Genomic DNA, 20,238 nt, shown 5'->3' with positions numbered 1-20,238 from the left:
GCTAATGCATATAACCATTGCTTTGTCTCAATACCGCTGAATGTTACAGTTGCTGCTACACCCAGCGTATAGCTAACTCCTACCCAATAAATTAACCTCTTCATTATTTTCATCCTTTAGTAATACGACAAATTTTTCACACCCTAGCTGTTCCAAATATTTTTTAGCTGTCTCAATTTTCAATTCGCGCCTACCTCCTCTTTTTGAAATAAGAATCTCAGCGTTAACTTCAATCTGAAAATAGTTTTTTCTGACTTCCCTAAGAATTACAATTTCAACTTTGTTCTGACGGAACATTTTTAATAAATCAACATGTTTCATAAATAACCTAGATATAAATTTATACTTTCCCGTTTGAGGGTCAAGTGGGAGATCAAAAAACACACATGATATTTTTTTATGAAATCATTTTATGGTCTTTTAATTTTATAGTCCGATCTTATTTTGTCTCTTAAAACTAAGCATTCTTCATTCTCTTTCACTATGATGAGAAATAATTTCTCATACTCCTTTGAATACAAGAGAAAAGGATTCCGTCTTTGTCCAGCGATGATAGTCGCCCGAACATGTATCATCGACAATATAGACCGTGTTTTTTCCAACATAAGCTCTAGGGCTTTCCCGCTTACCACAATCACTTTTCCCTCATATTCAAGCGATACTCTTCCTACAAGCCAGGGACCTCTCCCCCTGATCATTTGTATTTTAAGTTCTTCAAGTAAATAACCTAAATCTCTATTTTTATTTATCATCTAAATTCCTCCACTCGCATTGACAAAAATAAATTCCATGTTAAATGTCAATTAGGGACATCTAAATTAATAGAGGATCAGTAATGTTCAGAGAAACAATTAAGTTTTCAGCCTTCATGGCTGCTTTGTTCTTTTGTGTCAAAGTAGCCGGAATTTTGGGTCTGATTGTTTTAATCATTGCCGTGTGCTTCTATGCACAATGGCTCAATGGCCGCTCAGCATCTTCAATACTGAATGTTAATAATATTGAAAATAGATACACAACAAACAGTCTCAGAGACACTCAATCTTGGTCATCAAGCTACTGTTACGGACCGAATGAGCACCCATACGATCCGCACATTAGCTCAGTTGAAAGAACCTACTGACCTCTGCTTACACTCATATATCGCGCCACTGGATTAAGATACCCAGCAGCTTGATCTTTACCCGCGTCTGCGGAAGTCTGGATGATGTCGCTCATACGGTCAGCAAGTTCAGTGTCGCCAACCTCAGTTCGCATCTGCTCCCTCAAGTTGGCGACTTGCTGATCATCCCCTGTCAATGAAGCCGCGAACAACTGAGCACCTGTTTGATTGAGCCCGGCTTCGGCCCCGGCAACCGTAGCCATACTCCTAAACTCATCACCATATTGCTCAACAAACTGTTCCGCAGCTTCAACACTGTGTTCACTAGCAGCAGCCAATGCTGACGCAAAAAACATCCCTCTCTCCTGGAGACTCATTCCTTTAGCTGCTTCGGAGAGATCCGATTCACCAGTCAGCCACTCTTTAGCTGCGTTGTATCCTGATACGCCCGCTCCCATAATACCGCGACCAAGGGAAGCCATTCCTGTTAATGCCTTACCTGCAACCCCCCATTCCTGCTCAACGTATTCATCACCACGCTTAGCATCTTCAATGAATTGATCACGCTGCTCAGAGGTCATACTGGCAAGACGACCCATTGAACTTCCAAAATTATCAGAGAAGCCATCTACAGCAGCTCCTGCTCCACCAAATAATTTCTCGATAAATCGGCCAGCTCCTTCGGCTGTAGCGAAAACCTGAGATGAAGTTGAGGGAGCAACATCATTAGCCATAATGCGGTTGCGTAGCTCCCCTAAACGTTGCACTGTAAAATCGCTCCGATTTTGACCGTGTTGCGCGTTTACGTTATCCAGGTTCTCACCGTGAGCGGCATAAACATCGCTATCTCCTCCGGGAAGATCCGTTTTAGGTTTGGCTTTCTGCTCAGCTGTCATCAATTTAGGGGCGTTCAAGTTTTTCTCCCCTTGGGTGATTAGTGTGCTATCTATTTGGGGAGCCCCGCTATCTAAATGGCTGTGCCTTTGCGCCTCGCTGGCATTTGCAATCGGGTTTTTAGCTCCAATTGTTCCTGCAACAATTTCCGCTGCCTGAGTTCTATGTTGCAAATCTTCTGAGTTAAGCATCGCATACAGAGCCCCACCCACTGAAGCCCGGTCTCCGTCCATACCAAGACCTTTATAATGTCGTGCTCGATTAGTTGCGGCCTGGCGTAACTCACTAGGAGCCTGCCGCATGTATTGGCTCAAATTCGCCATTGACGCCTGATCACTCAAAACCGATCCAGCAATAGCTTGCATGTCTACTGACGTCACACTGCCCAGCACTTCTTGAGCACTTGCTAATCGCTGATAGGTATCCTGAGCAGTCAGCATCTGGGAGGCAGTATGAGTCAGTCCACGACGCTGATCCTCACCAACAGACTCAGTAAACCGCTGCGTTTTATCGTCACTAATCTGATTAGCAACATCATTGGTCAGTGCTGCTGTATCATCCTTGGAGAATCCAATGTCATTAGCAATTCGATCCAAATCCTTCGTCATTTGAGTTCTTGCGGCAGTTGAGCGGGTTTCAGCATTTGCACTGAGGTCTCCTCTCATATCTACAGGATTTTCTGCTCCAGCCGCTTTAGCAGCTTTTCTGGCAACCGAACCAGCTGGCCCCATTAAAGTTGAAACCAACTTTCCTGCATCCACGCCAGCACTCATTCTGGCACCAATCGCACCAATAACTGCGTTGGTCTGAGATCCATCAAGGCCATGCTCTTTAGCGTACTGTTGACCAGCATTCACTATCGCTTTGGCTTGACTGCTATCAGATGCCCTCAGCATCTGCCCAAAACTCTGGAGTCGTTGATAGGACTTGTCAGCACTATTCCCAGAGAAGAATGAGTTCGAGAGCTGATTCTGAAAAGCGTCTTGGGCAACCGCAGCTCTTGCATGTCCACTGCTTACCATTTCAGAAGACATTTTAGAGAAATTCATTTTATCAATTAGGCCATTAGCACCTCCCTGTAAGCCGCCCTGAAGAGCATTGAAAGCGTGGGCTGGCATTTGTTGGGCTAACGGCGCAGGTTGCAGTAAGTCAGGGGAAGAGATCTTCTCATTGATATGATCACCACCACTCATGCGGCCAGCCAGAGAGTTCAGTGAGTAAATTGACCCAGAAACAATGAACAAAGTAAGGACTGGTATGGCAGAAGCCATCATTCCACCTACAGCAAGATCATTGCTCATCATATCCGTTACGTGAAGAATCCCCTCGAAGCTTGTTGGATCACCGCCAGAAGTGATGTAGTCCTGTAAGGAGGCAGTGCTGCGATTATAGATAAAGAGATTCACCACAGCCAAAACTGGCATCCATAGCTGAATCCAGATCAACGTCATAAAGTATTTAAAGACCAGTTGAATCCCCATCATTCCCAGCACGATGAGCAGCCCCATTAGCGGCACAATGGCGTATACCAGAGCTTCGATAAATGTCAGCATCGGCCTGACAACAGTAGCAAATACCGATTGCTCCGCAGTCCACTGAGTATTTCGCTGCTGCACCGCCTGCTCAATCATCAGTGAGGCAGTCCCTTGCTGTATGGACTCGTAATATTGCCCCATGCCCTCGGTTAGCACCGGGGTTAGGATCGCTGCCTTAAGCATGTCAGAGCTAATGATTCCTGTTGCCGACAGGTCATTAAGCGCGTTGTTTGTTTCCGCCACAGGATTAACGCCACTTGTACCAGCGACAGTCAGACCCAGTAGGTAATTGATCGATTCATGAGAAGTTCCAGAGTCGAATGCCGTATCCGTGGCAACCATTAGATCAGTCCAGGCGTCAGTACAATTTGGAGTTGTCGACCCACTAGGTGACACAAAAACCTCAGTACCATAGACCGTTGACGAAAAGCGCAATGCCTCGCGCCAGGTCAGATTCTTCAAATTCGATTCGGATACGTCAGCCAACTGATAACGGATAGCGGTACAGTCAGCAACGTAGTTTCGCCAGCTACGCTGCATGTCTGCTGAGCCACCTCCGACAGCACTATCCCAGCTAGCCCAGAGTGCGGCATTTCCCGCAAGCTGGCGTTGCGCACTGATCAACTCTAATGAGGACAGAAACCCTTTCCGCGTTATCTGAGGTGTAATAGTCGCAAACCCGGTCTCGAACTTGTCGGTCAGGACATAGCCGATATTCGAGATCATTCCCCCAATCGCGGCTGGTCCCAAGGGTACGTTGGCAACAACACGGACATCACCAGTGTAGGCATCCTCGATTTTGACCAGAGCTGATGCCCCGAAAAACATTGCATATACAATCCAGCCGATAAGCACCTGCTGGATCTCAATACCACGCCCTCCCTGTACTACCCCCTTAACGCACACAATAACCACGGACACCAGAAGACCGATGGAAGCCATTTTAGTGAAGTCATTCGTCCCAGTGATCATCGCAACGGCAATCAGTACCTGCTCTAGTAGTTCCGAATCACCGATGCTATAAATCGTAAACTCAGGCATCATGCACCTCCCCTAGAGCTGGTGAGGCTGAGACGTTGCGCCTGAACATTTTTTATGATTTGGTTGTAGCGAGTCACAATCTCACTGACTGAACCGTACTGCTCGACCATCTGCCGATGTTCGTTCTCGATGTTTATACGCGCTCGCTCTAACTGACCCATTACCTCATTTTTATGCGGTGAGTCGGCATTAGATACTGCTAATTCTGCCGCGGAAATCATCTGTGTCGCTAGGTCGTACACGATCGCATTGGCAATAACAGTAGCACTTTCATCTGCAAATGAATTAGCAACACTGTCAGAAAGAGCAGCCAAGTTACGAATAATTGTGCCTACTGAGGCTGGAAGGTTTGTGATCAGTGCTTGCTCATCGGAAGTGATTGGACCAATATTACTTCTATACTTGAAAATGATTCCTGGTCGAGAATCTGTTCCTGTGAGCGCTTCATAAATTTTTTGACGAACGCTAGTTAAGGTGACAGTTTTTCTCGCTGGAGCCAAGCAATCATCGTCACAGTCATAGATTTTAACTTGACCGCCGCCTACAAGATCTGAAAGGGAGACTAAGCCTCCTGGGAGGCGTGAGACAGGGTTGGTATCACCTCCACTGGCATCTGCCACCAAATCGCCAACGATCACCGAACCAGTAAGTGAAAGCATCGCCTCAAGCAGGGCAGTGTCACCATATTGAAACCAGGTACTTACAGAGTTAACTTTCAGTTGCTTCCAAACAATATTACCGATCATTTCTTGATATTTGGTTGGATCGTTATTCTTCAATTTCCGTAGTGGAGTTTCCCCGTCTTGTTCTTGTACCGAACCGAACATATCGTCATAAAGCCCAGCCCCCGTTGCCTTTATAGATGCCTTGGTTTTATGCTGAATATCAAATGCTGACGTCGCGTCATTAACAATCCCTTGCGCCAATTGGCAGCTATTCGCTAAGTGCTGGTTTAATGCTTGAACCTTTTTCTGAAAGTTCTCCATCCACTTCGCTCCATCCGGGAAAACGTTATCCAGAGCCAACTGGAACGCATAACCTTTCGCGTTGGCCGCAACTGCTCGCATCATCGTGACTAGCTGCTCAGCGTTAATAAATGAGAACGACCCGCCAAACATATCAACCCCACCACATCCCGCCTTCCAGGATGGTGGAGTAAAGGAAACAAGGTTCTGCTCATAGATGCGTGACTTAACGGTATAGCGCCCCCCAGTGAAGACTCCGCGACGCTGTGACTCATGAACACCAGGCAAAGTGGTATTGCTCATTTCATTGAATAAGCGATCCATTTCAGACTGTAGTCCCCCGGCGGAAACCGGGGCGGTTACTGTCGATGCAGCGATAATCGCCGCCAAAATTGTTTTCCGCATAATAGAAACTCTCCATCCGAATTTGAGTTTCTATTTTCTCAATCATTAGCGCTATTCCTTAGCGCTCTAATTGCCCACTTTGGGAGCAATCGGGATTAACTTTAAATTGTTCTTTCGTGACAGGTTAAAAACATTTGAAAAAGCCACTTTCTTAGACTTGCGTTTATGGTTTTCCATGAGATGTTATATATGAAATAAATCTCACAAAATGGAGAATGACGAATGAACCACAAATTGACACTGTTATTATCAACTATCATTTGCAGCCTCTTTTTAAACGGCTGTGCTGTATCACCAAAGCAATACGATACACAACAGAGTAGAGCACTAAACATTGCTAGAGCTGGCGGGATTTACGATCAAGATTTACAAGACTCCTCAGATGGTACTAACTCCTACAAAAAATCACTTTTGCTTCGCGCACTAAATGCAACAGCCCTACTAACTTCACTCGATGCGCCATTGTCTGGGATGACTGGCGCTCAGACTCTAGCATTCAATGCAGGAAATATCATGGCGACACCTGATAACCCGTCCGCTCGCCCATCGTTAATGGCCTGGATGCCCAAAACAGAAGCTACTAATACAGATGATGCACGTATCAAGTTCGAGGAACTTGTGGATGCAAGCCTAATAAATACAGCCCAGAATATGGGAATGATCGTTGAAAAACTGGCCGATAAAGGTATTACGATGCCAAAACTGAATGGCTGGGATATCAATATATGGACAGTGGATGCGCCTCAGTTCGGCTGCAAACCTGAGCATTGCGTAATTGCAACTCACGTTGCTCGGATAAATGATTGGCAAACACCTGAGTTTATCACTTCTGGGCCAGGTGCAAGTTTTATTCTAGATTCTAATCACCCTAGTCAATACAGCCGAATTATTTTCCAGCAGACAACTGAAAAGGTTTCCTTTCCGGTAGATGAATTCTATCGGCAGTTAAGTGCCAACCTCCCTGCATGGTCAGCTATGTACTTTCCTCCTAATACCGTCTTTAAGGATGGGCAAACACTACCTTATCCGGTGCTTTATGAACATGGTCAACAGCTTATGTTCGTAACTCCTCAAAGCTAACTGAAACCATATAAGGGCGGAACTGGCAACGCTGCATACCAGTTCCTCAATGGAAACAAAATTATGATGACATTAACGACCGTATCAGAACAACTTAGTAGCATTCAGAGCCGAGTATTTTGGCGTGTGGGTACCCAACGAAAAGGCATACTCAATGTCACCCTCGATTTTGAAAGCAACGATAGCGCCCTACTCTGCGAGTTATGCGCCATTCGCTACCTGCTGCTCGAAAAACAAGTTTTTGGCCGAGTCCCAGGAACAGGAAGAGGCTACAAACTGGTTGTATCAAAAGGTGCCATCAAGAAACTGGCACGGGGAAGATCTGACAAAAAGTGCGCCCAAAAGTTTTCGGCCTTCCTACAATCTCGTTTGGCAGGAGTGCAGATCGAGGTCTCCACTAAAACAGAGTACATGGCCAACATTGAGGAAGAGGCTACAGAACTACTGCTGGCTGAACGAAAGCGATATGCAGGCACCTTTGATGCTATCGAAACACCTGCAATGGGCACGGTCTTGGTAACAGCTCACGCTGTATCACGATACAGCGAGCGGATAACCTCAGGCAAGCCCAAAGCCCCGTGGCTGTCACTGGTCAAACGCATCCAGAACCCGGAGCTTCGCATTTACCCTCTTGCGGAACGAGAGCGTCGTCGCAAAACCCAAAAGTACGGCACCGCTGACAATATTGAGGAATGGGGCCATCCGAGCAGTGAGCTCTACTTCCTTGTACTAAATGATCAGGGCATTAGAACACTTGTCACCATCTACGAACGCTAAATCAGAAACGAAAAAAGCCGGGAAACCCGGCTTTTTTCACGATCAATGAGCAGCTTCATCGACACCGAACGCTTTCTCCCAGGATTCACCGCTTTCAGCAGCATCCAAGTCGATAACAAATTTCAGTTCGATTCGATCCAGTTCCAGCGACCGCATTTCACATTGTTCAGTAACCAACTCCCGATAACGGTTTTCAGCTTCATCGTGAGATGTCGCTGAAATCGTCTCTGAAAACAGTTCCTGATGTTTGTGATTGTTGAAAGCGTAAAACATAGTGCCAACAACATCATACTTGCGCATAACGCATTGAGTTTGTACCGACATAACAGTCTCCTAATACGGTTAGGCCGGGAATCCCCACCGGGATTTTTCCCGGCAGGGTTGCATTTGATTTAATTAATTTATCGACTAATAGACTAAAATCAGTCGTTGCATCGTAACTTCCTCAACATTCAAATAGAACAGACTTATTAGGACACCTCTAGGCAGCGCTTAACCCCTGATAAGTGGCGTGTTCCACGAACGATCTGGCCGTCAATCGGCGCAGACTCGATGAAAGCGCAAGGCGTTTTGTGAGCTTTAGGCTCGCGGCTGAGCCACTCACCAACAACAGAGTTGTCACTCACTTGGGTAGGCATAACGGCCTTTACAGGCCGCTTCTTAAAAAGACCAAACGCAGCTTTGAGCATATACAGCATTCCGCGAGCGAGCAGAGATGCTGAAACCGAAAACAGTGCGACGGTAACGATCATAATTAAGAAGAAAGTGGTTGCAGACATAGCTTCACCTCATATTTTTGAGGGAGCTATCCCCACAAGGGATTAGCTCCCGAGTGGGTTCAAAAAGTTAACTTGCTGTTTGTTTTTGGCGACCAGCTATCGCACTCATCAGCTACAAGAGCTGAATGAACTTCCAAGATAACAGGCTGTTCTACTTAGACAAATCGCTCCAACTGCCCTTTTTAGGCGCACTTTCACATGTGAAAGTTCCTGAACGCAACGATTACTCAGTACCGTTTTTACGGGGGTAGTTATAGAGGTACAAACTTCCAAAAGTGACCACAGTAAAAAGTAGCAAAGGGCCAGACAAGCTGGCCCTTTGATTATTCCGGTCACACTAAAGAAACTATTACAACATGCGCTGCATCGTAATCTCTAGCACCCGTTTAACTTATGGCCTCACGGGCACAAAGCCGTTTAATTATCTACACCTTTAAAAATAAAGGTGCCCTCATGTTCAAGCTGCTTCAGCTCAGTAAGAAATTCCTCCTCAAGGCTCAGTTTTGCCTGGGCGGTACATTTCTTACCGTTAAAATAAGCCCAGAATGAGTTGATAAAAAACTCCTTCTGCAATTTAGAAATCAGAGACTTAACGCCGTCCTGATAAATAATTGTCGGCTTTTGGGTCATCCAGTCGTTCCACTCAACATCAACTTTGATTAGCACTTCATCTATCAAAGATTTAACTTCATCAATAGCACTCACAACTTCTTTATCCTCTGCGCAACGGTGCGCTGAGATAGGAAGAAGAAGGCCTTGGATTGTCTCTTGAGTTGACCAAGCTTGCTCGGAATAAAAATACTCTTTGTTTTCAAAGTTAAGATGTAAATGATATGTCATGTTTAAACACTCCTTTGTAAGGTTTTTCAATATTACCAATCTAGGGAGCTATCCCCACACGGGATTAGCTCCCGAGTGGGTTCAAAGTTAGTTTGCTGTTTGTTTTTGGCGACCAGCTATCGCACTTATGAGCTACAAGAGCTGAATGAGCTTCCAAGATAACAGCTTGTCCTACTTAGACAAATCGCTCCAGCTGCCCTTTTGGGGCGACAAACTGTTCAGCATCCCTCCCCCCAAGAAAGCGATTAACCCCATTTGAACACCAATTACGTCTCAGCTCAGTCAGAACAGCGACTTTCACATGTGAAAGTGAATCCAGTCCGTCATTGAAATCAGCAACTTTACCCTCCATATAACATAGGGATAATTAACCTCTGGAGTACCTATGACCGACAATACAGCAATGGAAGCACTGTTCATCCAGCAGCGCCTGCAAATCATGAATCTGGGCGTGCATCATAACGAGTTTTCTGACTCTTACCTGCACGCTTGGGAGTCTGGCACCTATCCGCTCCTACAAGACACCGATGGCAGTGTGATCAGGATGCCTCATGAACCCTATGCCGAGTTCTTCAAGACCCCAAAAGACAAAGTGCAACGGCTATTTGATCGCTTATGTACAGCATGGGACGCCAAAGAAGAACTGACTTTCTATGCCCTGGAAGATGAGCTAGGCGTTCACGGTGGCTATGGTAGTGAATGGGATCGCGTCGATCTCATCAAGATTTGCCGTTACTTGTACCTGGAGCGTTCGTTTGACGAAGAGTTCTGGAAAACTCTGCTCACGCCGATGGAACACCCTTCCGAAGCATCATCTATCCTTCGTGAATTTAACCGTGAGCGTGACATCTACTTCATGTAATCAATTCACAGTTCCGGAGGTCTCGGTGGATCTCCGGGGCGCTTTAGCAGCACCTGCCAGAGCACACGAAAAGCATAAAAGTGAGTTGCCAGTGTTTTCTGTGTCAGATCTGACTTTCTGGCATAGTATCGGTGGATATGTGCCCGACCGATTTGAGGTGGTGTACTCACCCCTGGTTCATTGGCCGCAATGTCATTGCACGCATTTACCAGCAGCCGGATCTGAGCTCTCCTTGTCTGCTTACCACCGTGGCGTAGATATGAATGCGACCGTTCTTTAATCCATTTTTCCATATCCGCTCACCCCAAGTACGAATTTGTCACGTCGACACGACCGTGACCCAGTTCTCTTGCTATTTGCATCCTGACCTCACGATCAAGAGACTTTGCTGTTTCAACGCTAATTCCCTTTTCTCTGGAAATATATTTAAGATGTGCGTTGCCATGTTTTATTCCCGCTTTGACTGGACATTTCACACCAGATAATTTCTCATACCTATTTTGAGCATACGCATGACGCTCACCGTGGAATTTAACACCCAATCTTGCCGCTTCTTTGTAAGCATCCTGCCGAAACTCTTTATAGCTCTGTTCGGCTGGGATCATACTGCGACCATTTTGAATATCCCTGGCATGCTCTAGCGCTTTAATTTGTGATTGCTCAAAAATAGGAACAAAACGAGGGCGACCTCCTTTCGTTCCGTCTCTTATTTCTACACATCCTTTACTCTGGGCTTGAGCCAGAGCTTTATCTGCATTCAATTTTGCAGACTCTTCAAACCTGAGACCTAGTTCTCGTTGCAAATTTAACAATGCTCCAGTTCGCTCAGTTGCAATGTAAGTTGCTTTATCGTGACGCTCCTGAGAAATACTTTTGTCCCCTTCACTAATGCCACTCCGCTTAGGTAAATCACCTTGTTTTACTGGATCAACACGAACCTTATTATCTCCACGAGCGATTTCCATTACTCTATTAACCGCACTTAAATAGTTTTGTGCAGTTGATGCTTTTATCTCACCATTTTCAAAACGATCTCTTAAATGATCCGCGTACTGCATTAAGTGTGAAACTTCAACTTTTCTAAGATCTTTAATTCCCTGTTCAGCTTTGACCCAGGAGCAAAATACATTCCAGCGGTCATGGATCGTGCTAATAGACTCAAATGACTTGTACTCTTCTTTCAGCGCATTTAACCCGGCATAGCCCATGTCACGACTTTTAAGGCCAAAGTTTTTGGCATCCGGATTCGTTCGTTCACATCGCACTGATGCTCCCCTCTTAGTTGTTCTGTCCTCATTAGCCATGCCCCTAACTGGTGTTAAGTGATATGCAGTTTTTGATGGCAGCTCTGCGTGCTGCTGGCTAAGCGGTTCTCGCCGCTTCAAAGGGCAGATAAGACGATGCCCACGTCTACTTTATTACGACCAAACATTGCTATGGCAGGGGCTCTGCTCTCAACCGTCTGGCCTGCCTGAAATGGCAAACTGACGGCAGATCCGGCTGATGTCATCGTCTCTGATTCCTTCCCAATACTGGAAAGGACCCGGCGAAGCCGGGATTTTTCGCGCGTTTCCCCGCGCGGGTCGAAAGCCTAGCGCCGTTGAGGCGCAAGGCTTTCGTCGGGTGGCTCGCCCCCCGTCTCTGTTCCCTGACGGTAGACAGAGACGGGGGCGAAGCATCAGCTCCACAGCAATAGCAACATCAGTTACAGGTTGTTGCTCAGGAGGAGATCGAGCATTTTTGACTGACTCAGGAGGGAGCCTAGAAGCTGAGACCTTTGGCTGATCACAGGTAAGAAGCATTGTGCAGCGCAAAACGCATACAGCAATGCAGCAGCACAACGCTGCAAACAATAAGAATAGAAACATGATGTTTCCTCCGTTCTGTTAGATTTCAGGCGGAGGGGTGCCCTATCAGGGGTCACATCCCCCAGATGGGTTAACTATGTAGAGCCATTCGGCTGTAAGTATTTTGAAGTGGTTTATGCTATTTCTTGGTAACGATGACTAGCTATCAACGACCGACTTTGAGCGGTATTCCATCTTTTATGATAGTTTCGTTAGTCTGTGTGTCAACTGCTATCAAAAGAGGCTTTTTAGGTTGCTTTTCGACGTAATTTTCAGTCCTATCGTCACAACTGTTAATCCAAAAGCAACTTTTCGAGGGCTCTCAAACATACACATACAAACATACCTGTTGCCGTAATCAAAATACTATCTTGAGATAGTATTTTGACATGAGAAACATGAAGCTACGCTGCGAAGGAAAATACATATGCCGTTTATTGGACATGACACGGTTAATGACAAACGTGTCAACATCCTTAACTACGAAGACCCGAGAGCAATATTTAAACGAGGTCAAATAGTATGTCGATACTGTAAAGAGGAATTGGTGATCAGAGGAAACTCTAGAATAAGAGTACCCAAAATACACTTCATGCACCTATCAAATGAGTGCAAAGGAGAATACAAACATCATCCAGAAAGTCCCGAACACTTATTCTTTAAAGAGCTCCTTTCAAGAGACTTAGCCAAAGATCTTGATGAGTATAGCAATGCACGTGTAGAGCTCGAATGTCCTGTTGAATCCATAAAGCGAATCATTGATGTTGCTTTTATCTTCCCTAATGGATGGGTTGTTGCCCATGAAGTTCAGTTAAGTGCGATCACACCCAATGAGTTAGAGGAGAGAACGAATGATTACAGAAAAGCAGGAATTGACGTTACTTGGTGGCTTGGGAAGCAGGCAAATACCCAAAAAAATCGCCAATGGTGCTACGAAAAACTGGGTGAGTGCCACACCATTGATTACGAAAAGCTGGTCGAACATTCAGCCAAGTGAAAAAGCTGTGAGATATGGAAGCTCTGAACCTAAATTTTTCACCTCCTTTTGGTGGTCGCTATCGATTGAAAATTCTAGCGAATTTAATTACCCAATGCTCCCTGCGGATAGACAAAGAATGCCGAATCAAACAATGCTCTCTTATACACTCATTCACCGCTTACTATTTGCTACACTTCAATGCTGGGCTACAACATCGTCAATAGAAAAATCGCGATTAATGAATGGGATAGGAACCCCTAAAAGCCAAGCGCAAGTAGCAGCCCTATTAGGAGCTTGGGAAGGTGTTGGATTTTTAACGAAAGAAGGAAAAGGAAAAACAGCATCGTACAAGATAGTTGATGGCTATAAGGCAGGAAATTGGCCAGGAGCCACAAATGAGCAACGAAAACAGTGCTACCAAAGAATACTAAGAAACATACCATTGGGCATAAATCTGAATGCAGTCAAAATAAGGGCTGTATGCTTAAAGAAAATAACTTATGAAGCCGCAGACTTTACTCTTTAACGGTAAAGCTTGGGCTAGAGAGCAAATCAAGTAGCTCAATTATGAGCTATTTTATAAAAATTTAGGTCATTGAAACCTTGAAGCCATTTGTTATTTATTACACAGGCTATGATTGATAGAGGTGATAGCTTGAGATACAACGCAACTCGACAGTCTTTTCCCCCTAATCTTGATATGTGGCCCGTAGGTTCGGCAGAACGCTTAATACATGGATGCTGGCTGTTGAGCATTATGAGGCTCCATACGTTCACCAATGAGTGTGGCGAAACGCTCCAGGAAACGTACAATGAAATTAATCATAGAATAGGTGTAAATACGGTTTACATTGACCTTCTTACCTTAGGGGTGAATTATAGAAATTCGTCACAAATCTTAAATATCATCAGGAACAATGAACAACCGACTTGGGTTTGGTTTACCAACTGCGACGCTCTATTAGATACTTCGCTTGCTGGTTGGCTACGCTCGATTCTAACTACCTGTGATGTGGAGCATCTAAGAGTGGCTTTTCTTCTCGATAACAAAATGCAATACAGGAGCATCTTTCAACATTATTCAGCACCACTTTACAAAAGTACTACATATCTAGTTCTTAAAGTGAACTAAAGCTTGTTGAAAAATACTGTTTATTTGGAGTCTCTGTAATAGCCTCATCCCTCGTAATCAAAGAAAATTTCAATCTAGTTTTCGTATTCACATGTTTACCTCTTTCCGTTTTTCATCGATGTAATTAGCTAAGTCAATTAAGCTAACTAAATACTCCGCCTTTTGCGACTCACGCCAAGCTGGGATAGGTAATCGATTTGCCGTGGCGCGATCTTTCGCAGTACGTGGCGCTAAGCCAAAATATTTCTCACATATTTGTCCTAAAGGTACAACTGGTGTATTAAATTCCGCCATCAGTAAAAAAAGTGTATTCATAGAAAGACCAATATCCATTCCTCAACTAAACGCCATCATTTTCGTTTATTTCAACATGCGAGACATACCGCGGATCTGCCCTTTCTAGGCACTTAGAGACGTTTTTTAAGTGGAAAGCCTGTCAAGGGTTCCAGTGGCCGTTCTCCGGGCTTTAAAGCGCCAGCCTTGCCCTGCTATGGAAAAATGAACTAAACGCGCTCTATGAGCTAAAGCGGCCACCCCTTGACTGGATTGGAACGTAATAGCCTTGACTTAGGAGGTTGGCTTTAGGCCGAAGGCCGCGCCATCCTCCTGAGTCCCCGGCGGCGAGGGGTTCCCCCTTGGGGGCGGAGGGGGTATCACTGGCCCCTAGCTTTAGCTAGGAAATGGCCAGGCATTATTTTCTTTTCCTCATAACTCACAGAAAGTGAGATATAGAAATATATATGTATTTATTAGAAAGATATGAAAGAGCGGGTTTTGCGCATAACTTCGTTATGGTCGCAGATAAACTAATCTACCCGCTTGCAGATAAGAGTGGATAACAAAAATAATCCACAAGGAAGGCCGCAGAATGCCCCTGAACGCATCAATAATAAGAGGGGGTAAAGTTAAAAGGTGGGGAGATCTTGCCGGATCTTCGCTTACAGGAACGACAAACACCGGGCATGTGCCCGGTTAGGTTTAATCCGATTGAATTTATTGAATGGTATCAGGTGGCCGGTGACTAATGCCTATATCCATGCTGTTCAGGCGTTCCCAAACTAGCTTATTGAACTGCTCACTGCTTAGCTGGGCAAGCTCATGGGCAGGCATAGACTTGGTAAGTGCCGTAGCCACTTCATGCTTGCGTTCGTCCAAGCTCTTGGATGCCAGCTTGTTGCGGCGGCGTTGAGCGCCAGCGTTCTGTTTGCGGGCATCCCATGCACGTTTGAAAATTTGTTTACGCTTACGGTTACGCGCTTCTCTTAGGGTGATAACCTCGCCCGCCTCAGTGAGTCCACTATTACGCAAAGCCAGTTGCTCATCAGCCTGAGTGTAAAGTTTATCTAAATCAGCCCCCGCAAGGCGGTAAAACTCGCTAGTAAGCACCAGAACTTTAGGGAACCAAAAGCCATTAGCCTGATCCCATACCATGCCGCTTTTCGGGTTGGATTCATCACCATCAGCGTGAACGTAACAGAGGCCAAACGGGATCATGACTTCATCAATGAAGCGGCTGATCCGACTTACGGTTACTTTGCTTTCAGTGATGTATTGCTCACCTGTTTCCGGGTCTGTTACCCACATTTTGGATAGTTCGGCGGCCATATCTTCCAGATCGAGTTCCACGATACCTGTAGCCAGATCATGGCGTGAAAGCAGCATTTGAAACATCGGGTTGATGAGATTGCGACGCACGTCTTTGAAGTCTCGCTGACGGCCTGCGGCCTGACGCAAGTGGACAAAGTGAGGATCACGGGAAATGTCGCGCTTACGACAGAAGTTGAACGTTTTACCCAGCTCACCCGGTAAATTCTTCCAAGATGCAGGACGGACGTAAACGGGCTTTGGGTTTAAGCAACAGGTGCTGTGAGTTCCTCTCTTGCGTTTGGTACTTTTACAACACAAGCCATTGGAGTGAGAGCTCGCTCCCCTTCCTGCTAATTTTACGTTATTAGAATACACCTTGGCACTTCTCCGCTCTGGAGAAGTAGTGCAATCTCAACAAATTTGACTTGTTAAAAATCCACATTTTGCTACACTAATCCTCGAATGAAAGACTAAACCCGCGAGGAGCGCCAACTCCGTTATCAGCGGGTTTTGTTTTATCTGTCATCAAGTCTTTGATTAGCGTAGCTATCTGTCCCACTTTCACATGTGAAAGTGAACGTGCCCCCTTACGTGTCCCTCAAAAAGAAAAAACACAATTATTTCAGAGCCTTAAGCAAACAATCACTCCCATCCAACATGGGTGCAACAGATAAGCGGTTAGCCGCGTATTTACTAGTATTGTCAGGTTTCATAAGGTGTTACTCGAAATCTATATACTGTATATATATACAGCAACTTGCTAGAATTGCCCCCAATTAATCCACTCAGTACGCATATAGTACGTATCGCAGGAGTAGGACAATGGCGTCATTTAGCATTAAAAAAAGAACACTAAAAAGCGGTGAACCACGCTTCACAGTGGACATAGTAGTCAAAAAGAATTCGGCGATTATACACAGGGAATCGAAAACATTCAGGAAAAAAGAGCTCGCTAGAACTTACGCATTAAAGCGGGTGAGTGAGCTTGAAGATCCGAACTTCTCTCATCAAAAATCCGTACCGCTATACGTACTGCTCGATATGTTCATTGGTGACAGAGACTTATGGGATAAAACTGGACGCACAAAGCAATACGTAATACGCATGCTAAGAGATTGCGATATTGCTCAGATTCAAAGTGACCAGTTAAAAGTTAGTGACCTTATAGAGCATTGCCGCAATAGAAAAGGTGCCGGAGCCCAGCCCGCCACCATTTATCACGATGTGGCTTACTTGCGATCTGTCATGAAAAAAGCAAGTCCTGTGTTTAACATCAGCGCTAACCACGAAATCTTCAATGAGGCAGTGTCTGTCCTTGTCGATATGGGCTTAATTGGACGCAGTCAGAGACGAACCAGACGCCCAACAAGTAACGAGCTAGACAGACTGAGAGAAGGGCTACTTGAGAGGCAAGCGTATAGACCAAATGGAAAGACCCGTATCCCTTTCATCGATATTTTAGACTTCAGCATTCTAACTTGTATGCGCATTGGAGAAGTTTGCTCTTTACGATGGGAAGACCTCAACACCGAACACAAAACGATACTGGTTCGAAACCGTAAAGACCCAAGAAAGAAGCAAGGTAATCACATGATTGTCCCTCTTTTAGCTGAGTCCTTCGATATTGCTACAAGGCAGCCTAAAACCGGAGCCTTAATCTTTCCCTATAACTCCAAGAGTGTCAGCGCTGGCTTTCAGCGAGTGAGAGATAGCTTAGGGATTACTGATCTGAGGTATCACGATTTAAGACGAGAAGGTGCAAGTCGATTGTTTGAGAAGGGCTTTTCGATAGAGGAAGTTGCCCAAGTTACTGGGCACAGAAATCTCAATATTCTTTGGCAGGTTTATACTCAGTTATTCCCTCACTTACTTCATAAAAAGTAAATCTAACTGACTGGACCACCTGTGATTAGAGAAGTTAGACTCTTAACAAAATTAACGACAAGTTGGTGCTTTGACTCGGGGTTACCTAATGTAAGTAACCCTAGAGTAATGACCATTACGAGTACACTTGCTACCATTCCACTGAAACCGCTCCACAGCCACATACCACTTCTAACTAGTAGAGATGGCTTCTTGTAATCTTGAGAGGAAGCTTTAATTTGGTTAACAATCTCAGTACGCACTTTGCCTTTGAAACGTTCAAACTGTTTCCTTTCAGTCGCCAGTTCCTTTTCTTTTTTTTCTAATTCATTCATTTTAGCGTAGTGCTCTGCTTTCAAGGAATCCTCAAGCTCCGCAAAATGTTGTTCGATGGTTCTTACAGATTGAGTCAAAGCAATATCAATCAAGCTTGCGGCCTGATGTTTATAACTTGTAAGCCTAGCATCACTCATTAACACTTGGTTATGAAAAGCTCTTAGTTGTTCTTCAACTTCTTCATCTGTTTTTCCTGATTCTCGCAATCCATTAGCGGTCTCGTCTTTTTCGTGTTTATAGAGAGCATAGGACATCAAACCAAGGTAATCTTTGTTGTTTTCAACTAGTTCTCTAAAAACCCATCGTTTCTCTGACAAAATGCAGCTCCCTAAAAGCAAAAACGCCCAGATGAATATCTGGGCGCTATTATAACATTGTTTATATGATTCAGTGAAACACACTGCTTATAGATTATGCATCAATCAGACACTCAAAGGAGCGTGTCATTCGTCGTAAGGATTCAGGAATAGTAATACTATTTGGTCGCGCATCTGTGAAGTCTAAGTTTTGCAGAGACTGTGCAATGAGCTCTAGACGTTTTTCTTTAGATAAAACGACGGGGCGACGTTGAGTATTATTAGCTTTGCTTTTTGCCATAAGCGCCCTCCTTGTTGGACTGATTAAAAATTAGTCGGCGATTCTATAGAAGGTTTCCATCCCTGTCTATCGCATAAACCGACTATAAAACCACCAGAACATGCTGTCCATCCTAGGAAAAACTGATCTAGATCACCTTTTAGCCTCTGTTGATACTATATCTAGTATCAGGTTATGCATGCCTACCAATATGTGCATCTAAAATAAAATGTGGTCTAGCTTCTATATATTGAAAATATGTGACATGCATCACCTTTTTATGTATAGCACCATGCCCATTTCATAGCAAGCTTAAATCAGTACGTTTCTTTATCATTTATGATAGTTTTTCGCTCTAATTCATTCACTTTGTCAACAAGCTTGTCCAATATCCCTCTCATGTTTTTGATGTTTTGCCATAAAAGGGCTAATACAAATAGCTCTGTAGGTTTTAAACCTAGTTCCGTGAGTATAGGAAGGATTTGCATATCCACCATAGGCATCCTTTAGCTATAATTCATCTCGAATGGTTTCCCACAAGCCAAGCAGCATTGGCACAGCCACACCAATCAAACCACCCATTTGCACACCTTCTGGTGTCACACTTGCGGTTAATAGTTCAGGGTGCCCCGTTGCCAATGCGATACCCGCACCGAGTAAAGCAATCCCTTTCTTCGTTGATGGTTGTTTCAAATCTATTTTCATGATGTTGGCTCCTAACCGTTGATGCGCTTCCAGATATAAGCGCTAATTAAAGCGGTCAGAATCCCAACCACTAACTTTTGCGTTACTTCTTGTTTGGTCATGCGAGTGCTACCCCTTCGGCGGCATCACTCAGTGAGTAATAACGCCCCACTTCCATAATCATACAGGTTCAAAGGTGCATTTCGATTTACACCCAACTTACCGGACACAAACTGAATGTAGTTATCCGTATCGTTGTTATCGCTGGCTGGCGCCCATCGGTGAATGATGCCTGACAGCGTATTTAGCCCATACAGGTTCTGATAGTTGCGGATGAGTTTCGCCGCCGCACGAAAGCCGTATTTTGAATCCGAGAAGGTTTCAAATGCCTTATCTTTCGAAGGCGTTACCTTCCCCGTCCAAGCGTTGCCACTAATGCGAATGTTGAGCGGGTTGTTATTGCGAATACCGCGATTGAGTTGTGATTTCATAATCTTTTGCCCCTGATACAGAGAGAAAATTAAGATGACAGCAATGATGGTGATAATGAGCTTGCGAGCCATAACACCTCCCTGTTAATTGGGTACTGGTGAACCCGACTCTGAGCTCGGCTCACGCGGCAAGAGCGTCAGGTCTATCGATGACACATCCAAACCAATAATCGCGACATCGCCACTGTGAAGGTATAAATCACTCACAATGCCTTTATTGGTTCTGCCACTATCAGCGGCGTACACAGGGTCAGCTTGGATCAACAGGTGAGGAAAGACCTTTTGCTTATCTTTGATGGTATCTTTACCAATCAGCAAAATGCCCGTTTCATTAACGGTGACACGCTGCCCTAGTTCTGAGGCTTTGCCGTGAACGGTTGTACTTTTTAGCTCAAGCTTTCTTAGGTAGCCGTCATTCTTGATGACGTTGCCCTGCTCATCTGCCAGCACAATGTAAAAACCCAAT

General features: G+C 44.9%; 19 protein-coding genes and 2 pseudogenes. 5 read left to right on the top strand and 16 right to left on the bottom strand.

Annotation, left to right across the window (positions count from 1 at the left end; all coding sequences use genetic code 11):
- Nucleotides 1-72 precede the first annotated feature (72 nt).
- The 4 genes from AACR11_RS19780 to AACR11_RS19765 form a co-directional block, all read right to left on the bottom strand.
- Nucleotides 73-321, bottom strand: a complete 249-nt coding sequence (locus AACR11_RS19780; RefSeq protein WP_077672958.1) for a hypothetical protein — start codon at nucleotides 319-321, stop codon at nucleotides 73-75.
- 89 nt (nucleotides 322-410) lie between these two features.
- Nucleotides 411-752 (bottom strand): hypothetical protein, encoded by a 342-nt coding sequence (locus AACR11_RS19775; RefSeq protein ID WP_079325052.1) that lies wholly within the window; start codon nucleotides 750-752, stop codon nucleotides 411-413.
- A gap of 361 nt (nucleotides 753-1,113) precedes the next feature.
- Nucleotides 1,114-4,572 carry a conjugal transfer protein TraG N-terminal domain-containing protein gene (locus AACR11_RS19770; protein WP_079325050.1) on the bottom strand — a complete coding sequence of 1,153 codons (3,459 nt, stop codon included), beginning with the start codon at nucleotides 4,570-4,572 and terminating at the stop codon, nucleotides 1,114-1,116.
- Complete coding sequence (locus tag AACR11_RS19765; protein WP_077672077.1) at nucleotides 4,569-5,939, bottom strand: conjugal transfer protein TraH; 1,371 nt, start codon at nucleotides 5,937-5,939, stop codon at nucleotides 4,569-4,571. The genes AACR11_RS19770 and AACR11_RS19765 overlap by 4 nt, the downstream gene beginning before the upstream one ends.
- A gap of 222 nt (nucleotides 5,940-6,161) precedes the next feature.
- Here AACR11_RS19765 and AACR11_RS19760 point away from each other — a divergent pair, with 222 nt between their 5' ends.
- Both AACR11_RS19760 and AACR11_RS19755 read left to right on the top strand, forming a co-directional pair.
- On the top strand, nucleotides 6,162-7,019 hold the full coding sequence (locus AACR11_RS19760; protein WP_001015844.1) for a hypothetical protein: 858 nt from the start codon (nucleotides 6,162-6,164) through the stop codon (nucleotides 7,017-7,019).
- Between the two features lie 63 nt (nucleotides 7,020-7,082).
- The gene (locus AACR11_RS19755; RefSeq protein WP_000988730.1) at nucleotides 7,083-7,796 is read left to right on the top strand and encodes a hypothetical protein; all 714 of its coding nucleotides are present in this window, start codon (nucleotides 7,083-7,085) and stop codon (nucleotides 7,794-7,796) included.
- Between the two features lie 42 nt (nucleotides 7,797-7,838).
- Here AACR11_RS19755 and AACR11_RS19750 read toward each other — a convergent pair whose 3' ends face one another.
- From AACR11_RS19750 to AACR11_RS19740, 3 genes are all read right to left on the bottom strand, one after another.
- Complete coding sequence (locus AACR11_RS19750; protein WP_000116150.1) at nucleotides 7,839-8,120, bottom strand: hypothetical protein; 282 nt, start codon at nucleotides 8,118-8,120, stop codon at nucleotides 7,839-7,841.
- A gap of 146 nt (nucleotides 8,121-8,266) precedes the next feature.
- A complete protein-coding gene (locus tag AACR11_RS19745) occupies nucleotides 8,267-8,575 on the bottom strand; it encodes a hypothetical protein (protein WP_001277004.1) in 309 nt (102 codons plus the stop codon).
- Between the two features lie 417 nt (nucleotides 8,576-8,992).
- On the bottom strand, nucleotides 8,993-9,415 hold the full coding sequence (locus AACR11_RS19740; protein WP_000220974.1) for a hypothetical protein: 423 nt from the start codon (nucleotides 9,413-9,415) through the stop codon (nucleotides 8,993-8,995).
- A gap of 385 nt (nucleotides 9,416-9,800) precedes the next feature.
- On the opposite strand from AACR11_RS19740, the gene AACR11_RS19735 reads away from it, so the two are divergent.
- Nucleotides 9,801-10,277: a hypothetical protein gene (locus AACR11_RS19735; protein WP_000131758.1), complete on the top strand. Its 477-nt coding sequence runs from the start codon at nucleotides 9,801-9,803 to the stop codon at nucleotides 10,275-10,277.
- A 299-nt stretch (nucleotides 10,278-10,576) separates the two neighbouring features.
- Here the strand turns inward: AACR11_RS19735 and AACR11_RS19730 are convergent, their stop codons facing one another.
- Together AACR11_RS19730 and AACR11_RS19725 are read right to left on the bottom strand one after the other, a co-directional pair.
- Nucleotides 10,577-11,581, bottom strand: a complete 1,005-nt coding sequence (locus AACR11_RS19730; protein WP_445286020.1) for an integrase domain-containing protein — start codon at nucleotides 11,579-11,581, stop codon at nucleotides 10,577-10,579.
- A gap of 77 nt (nucleotides 11,582-11,658) precedes the next feature.
- Nucleotides 11,659-11,787 carry a hypothetical protein gene (locus AACR11_RS19725; protein ID WP_017788943.1) on the bottom strand — a complete coding sequence of 43 codons (129 nt, stop codon included), beginning with the start codon at nucleotides 11,785-11,787 and terminating at the stop codon, nucleotides 11,659-11,661.
- A 764-nt stretch (nucleotides 11,788-12,551) separates the two neighbouring features.
- On the opposite strand from AACR11_RS19725, the gene AACR11_RS19720 reads away from it, so the two are divergent.
- A complete protein-coding gene (locus AACR11_RS19720; protein WP_079325048.1) occupies nucleotides 12,552-13,121 on the top strand; it encodes a competence protein CoiA in 570 nt (189 codons plus the stop codon).
- Nucleotides 13,122-14,322: 1,201 nt separating this feature from the next.
- Here the strand turns inward: AACR11_RS19720 and AACR11_RS19715 are convergent.
- The gene (locus tag AACR11_RS19715) at nucleotides 14,323-14,568 is read right to left on the bottom strand and encodes a pyocin activator PrtN family protein (protein ID WP_000351061.1); all 246 of its coding nucleotides are present in this window, start codon (nucleotides 14,566-14,568) and stop codon (nucleotides 14,323-14,325) included.
- A gap of 660 nt (nucleotides 14,569-15,228) precedes the next feature.
- Nucleotides 15,229-16,197 carry a plasmid replication initiator RepA gene (repA, locus tag AACR11_RS19710; protein ID WP_223295763.1) on the bottom strand — a complete coding sequence of 323 codons (969 nt, stop codon included), beginning with the start codon at nucleotides 16,195-16,197 and terminating at the stop codon, nucleotides 15,229-15,231.
- 447 nt (nucleotides 16,198-16,644) lie between these two features.
- On the opposite strand from repA, the gene AACR11_RS19705 reads away from it, so the two are divergent.
- On the top strand, nucleotides 16,645-17,706 hold the full coding sequence (locus tag AACR11_RS19705; protein ID WP_079325042.1) for a site-specific integrase: 1,062 nt from the start codon (nucleotides 16,645-16,647) through the stop codon (nucleotides 17,704-17,706).
- A gap of 2 nt (nucleotides 17,707-17,708) precedes the next feature.
- Here the strand turns inward: AACR11_RS19705 and AACR11_RS19700 are convergent, their stop codons facing one another.
- The 5 genes and pseudogenes from AACR11_RS19700 to AACR11_RS19680 form a co-directional block, all read right to left on the bottom strand.
- Nucleotides 17,709-18,338 (bottom strand): hypothetical protein, encoded by a 630-nt coding sequence (locus tag AACR11_RS19700; protein WP_079325040.1) that lies wholly within the window; start codon nucleotides 18,336-18,338, stop codon nucleotides 17,709-17,711.
- A gap of 94 nt (nucleotides 18,339-18,432) precedes the next feature.
- Nucleotides 18,433-18,618 (bottom strand): hypothetical protein, encoded by a 186-nt coding sequence (locus AACR11_RS19695; RefSeq protein WP_079325038.1) that lies wholly within the window; start codon nucleotides 18,616-18,618, stop codon nucleotides 18,433-18,435.
- 489 nt (nucleotides 18,619-19,107) lie between these two features.
- Nucleotides 19,108-19,302: a hypothetical protein gene (locus tag AACR11_RS19690; RefSeq protein WP_079325034.1), complete on the bottom strand. Its 195-nt coding sequence runs from the start codon at nucleotides 19,300-19,302 to the stop codon at nucleotides 19,108-19,110.
- 97 nt (nucleotides 19,303-19,399) lie between these two features.
- Nucleotides 19,400-19,844: pseudogene (locus tag AACR11_RS19685) on the bottom strand (structural protein).
- A gap of 12 nt (nucleotides 19,845-19,856) precedes the next feature.
- Nucleotides 19,857-20,238 (bottom strand): annotated as a pseudogene (locus tag AACR11_RS19680) (hypothetical protein); the annotation flags it as partial.

The sequence above is a fragment of the Vibrio sp. L85 genome (assembly GCF_963871815.1).
Classification (GTDB): domain Bacteria; phylum Pseudomonadota; class Gammaproteobacteria; order Enterobacterales; family Vibrionaceae; genus Vibrio; species Vibrio harveyi.
The sequence above is the reverse complement of the archived record's forward strand: the minus strand, read 5'-3'. Positions and strand labels throughout refer to the sequence as shown.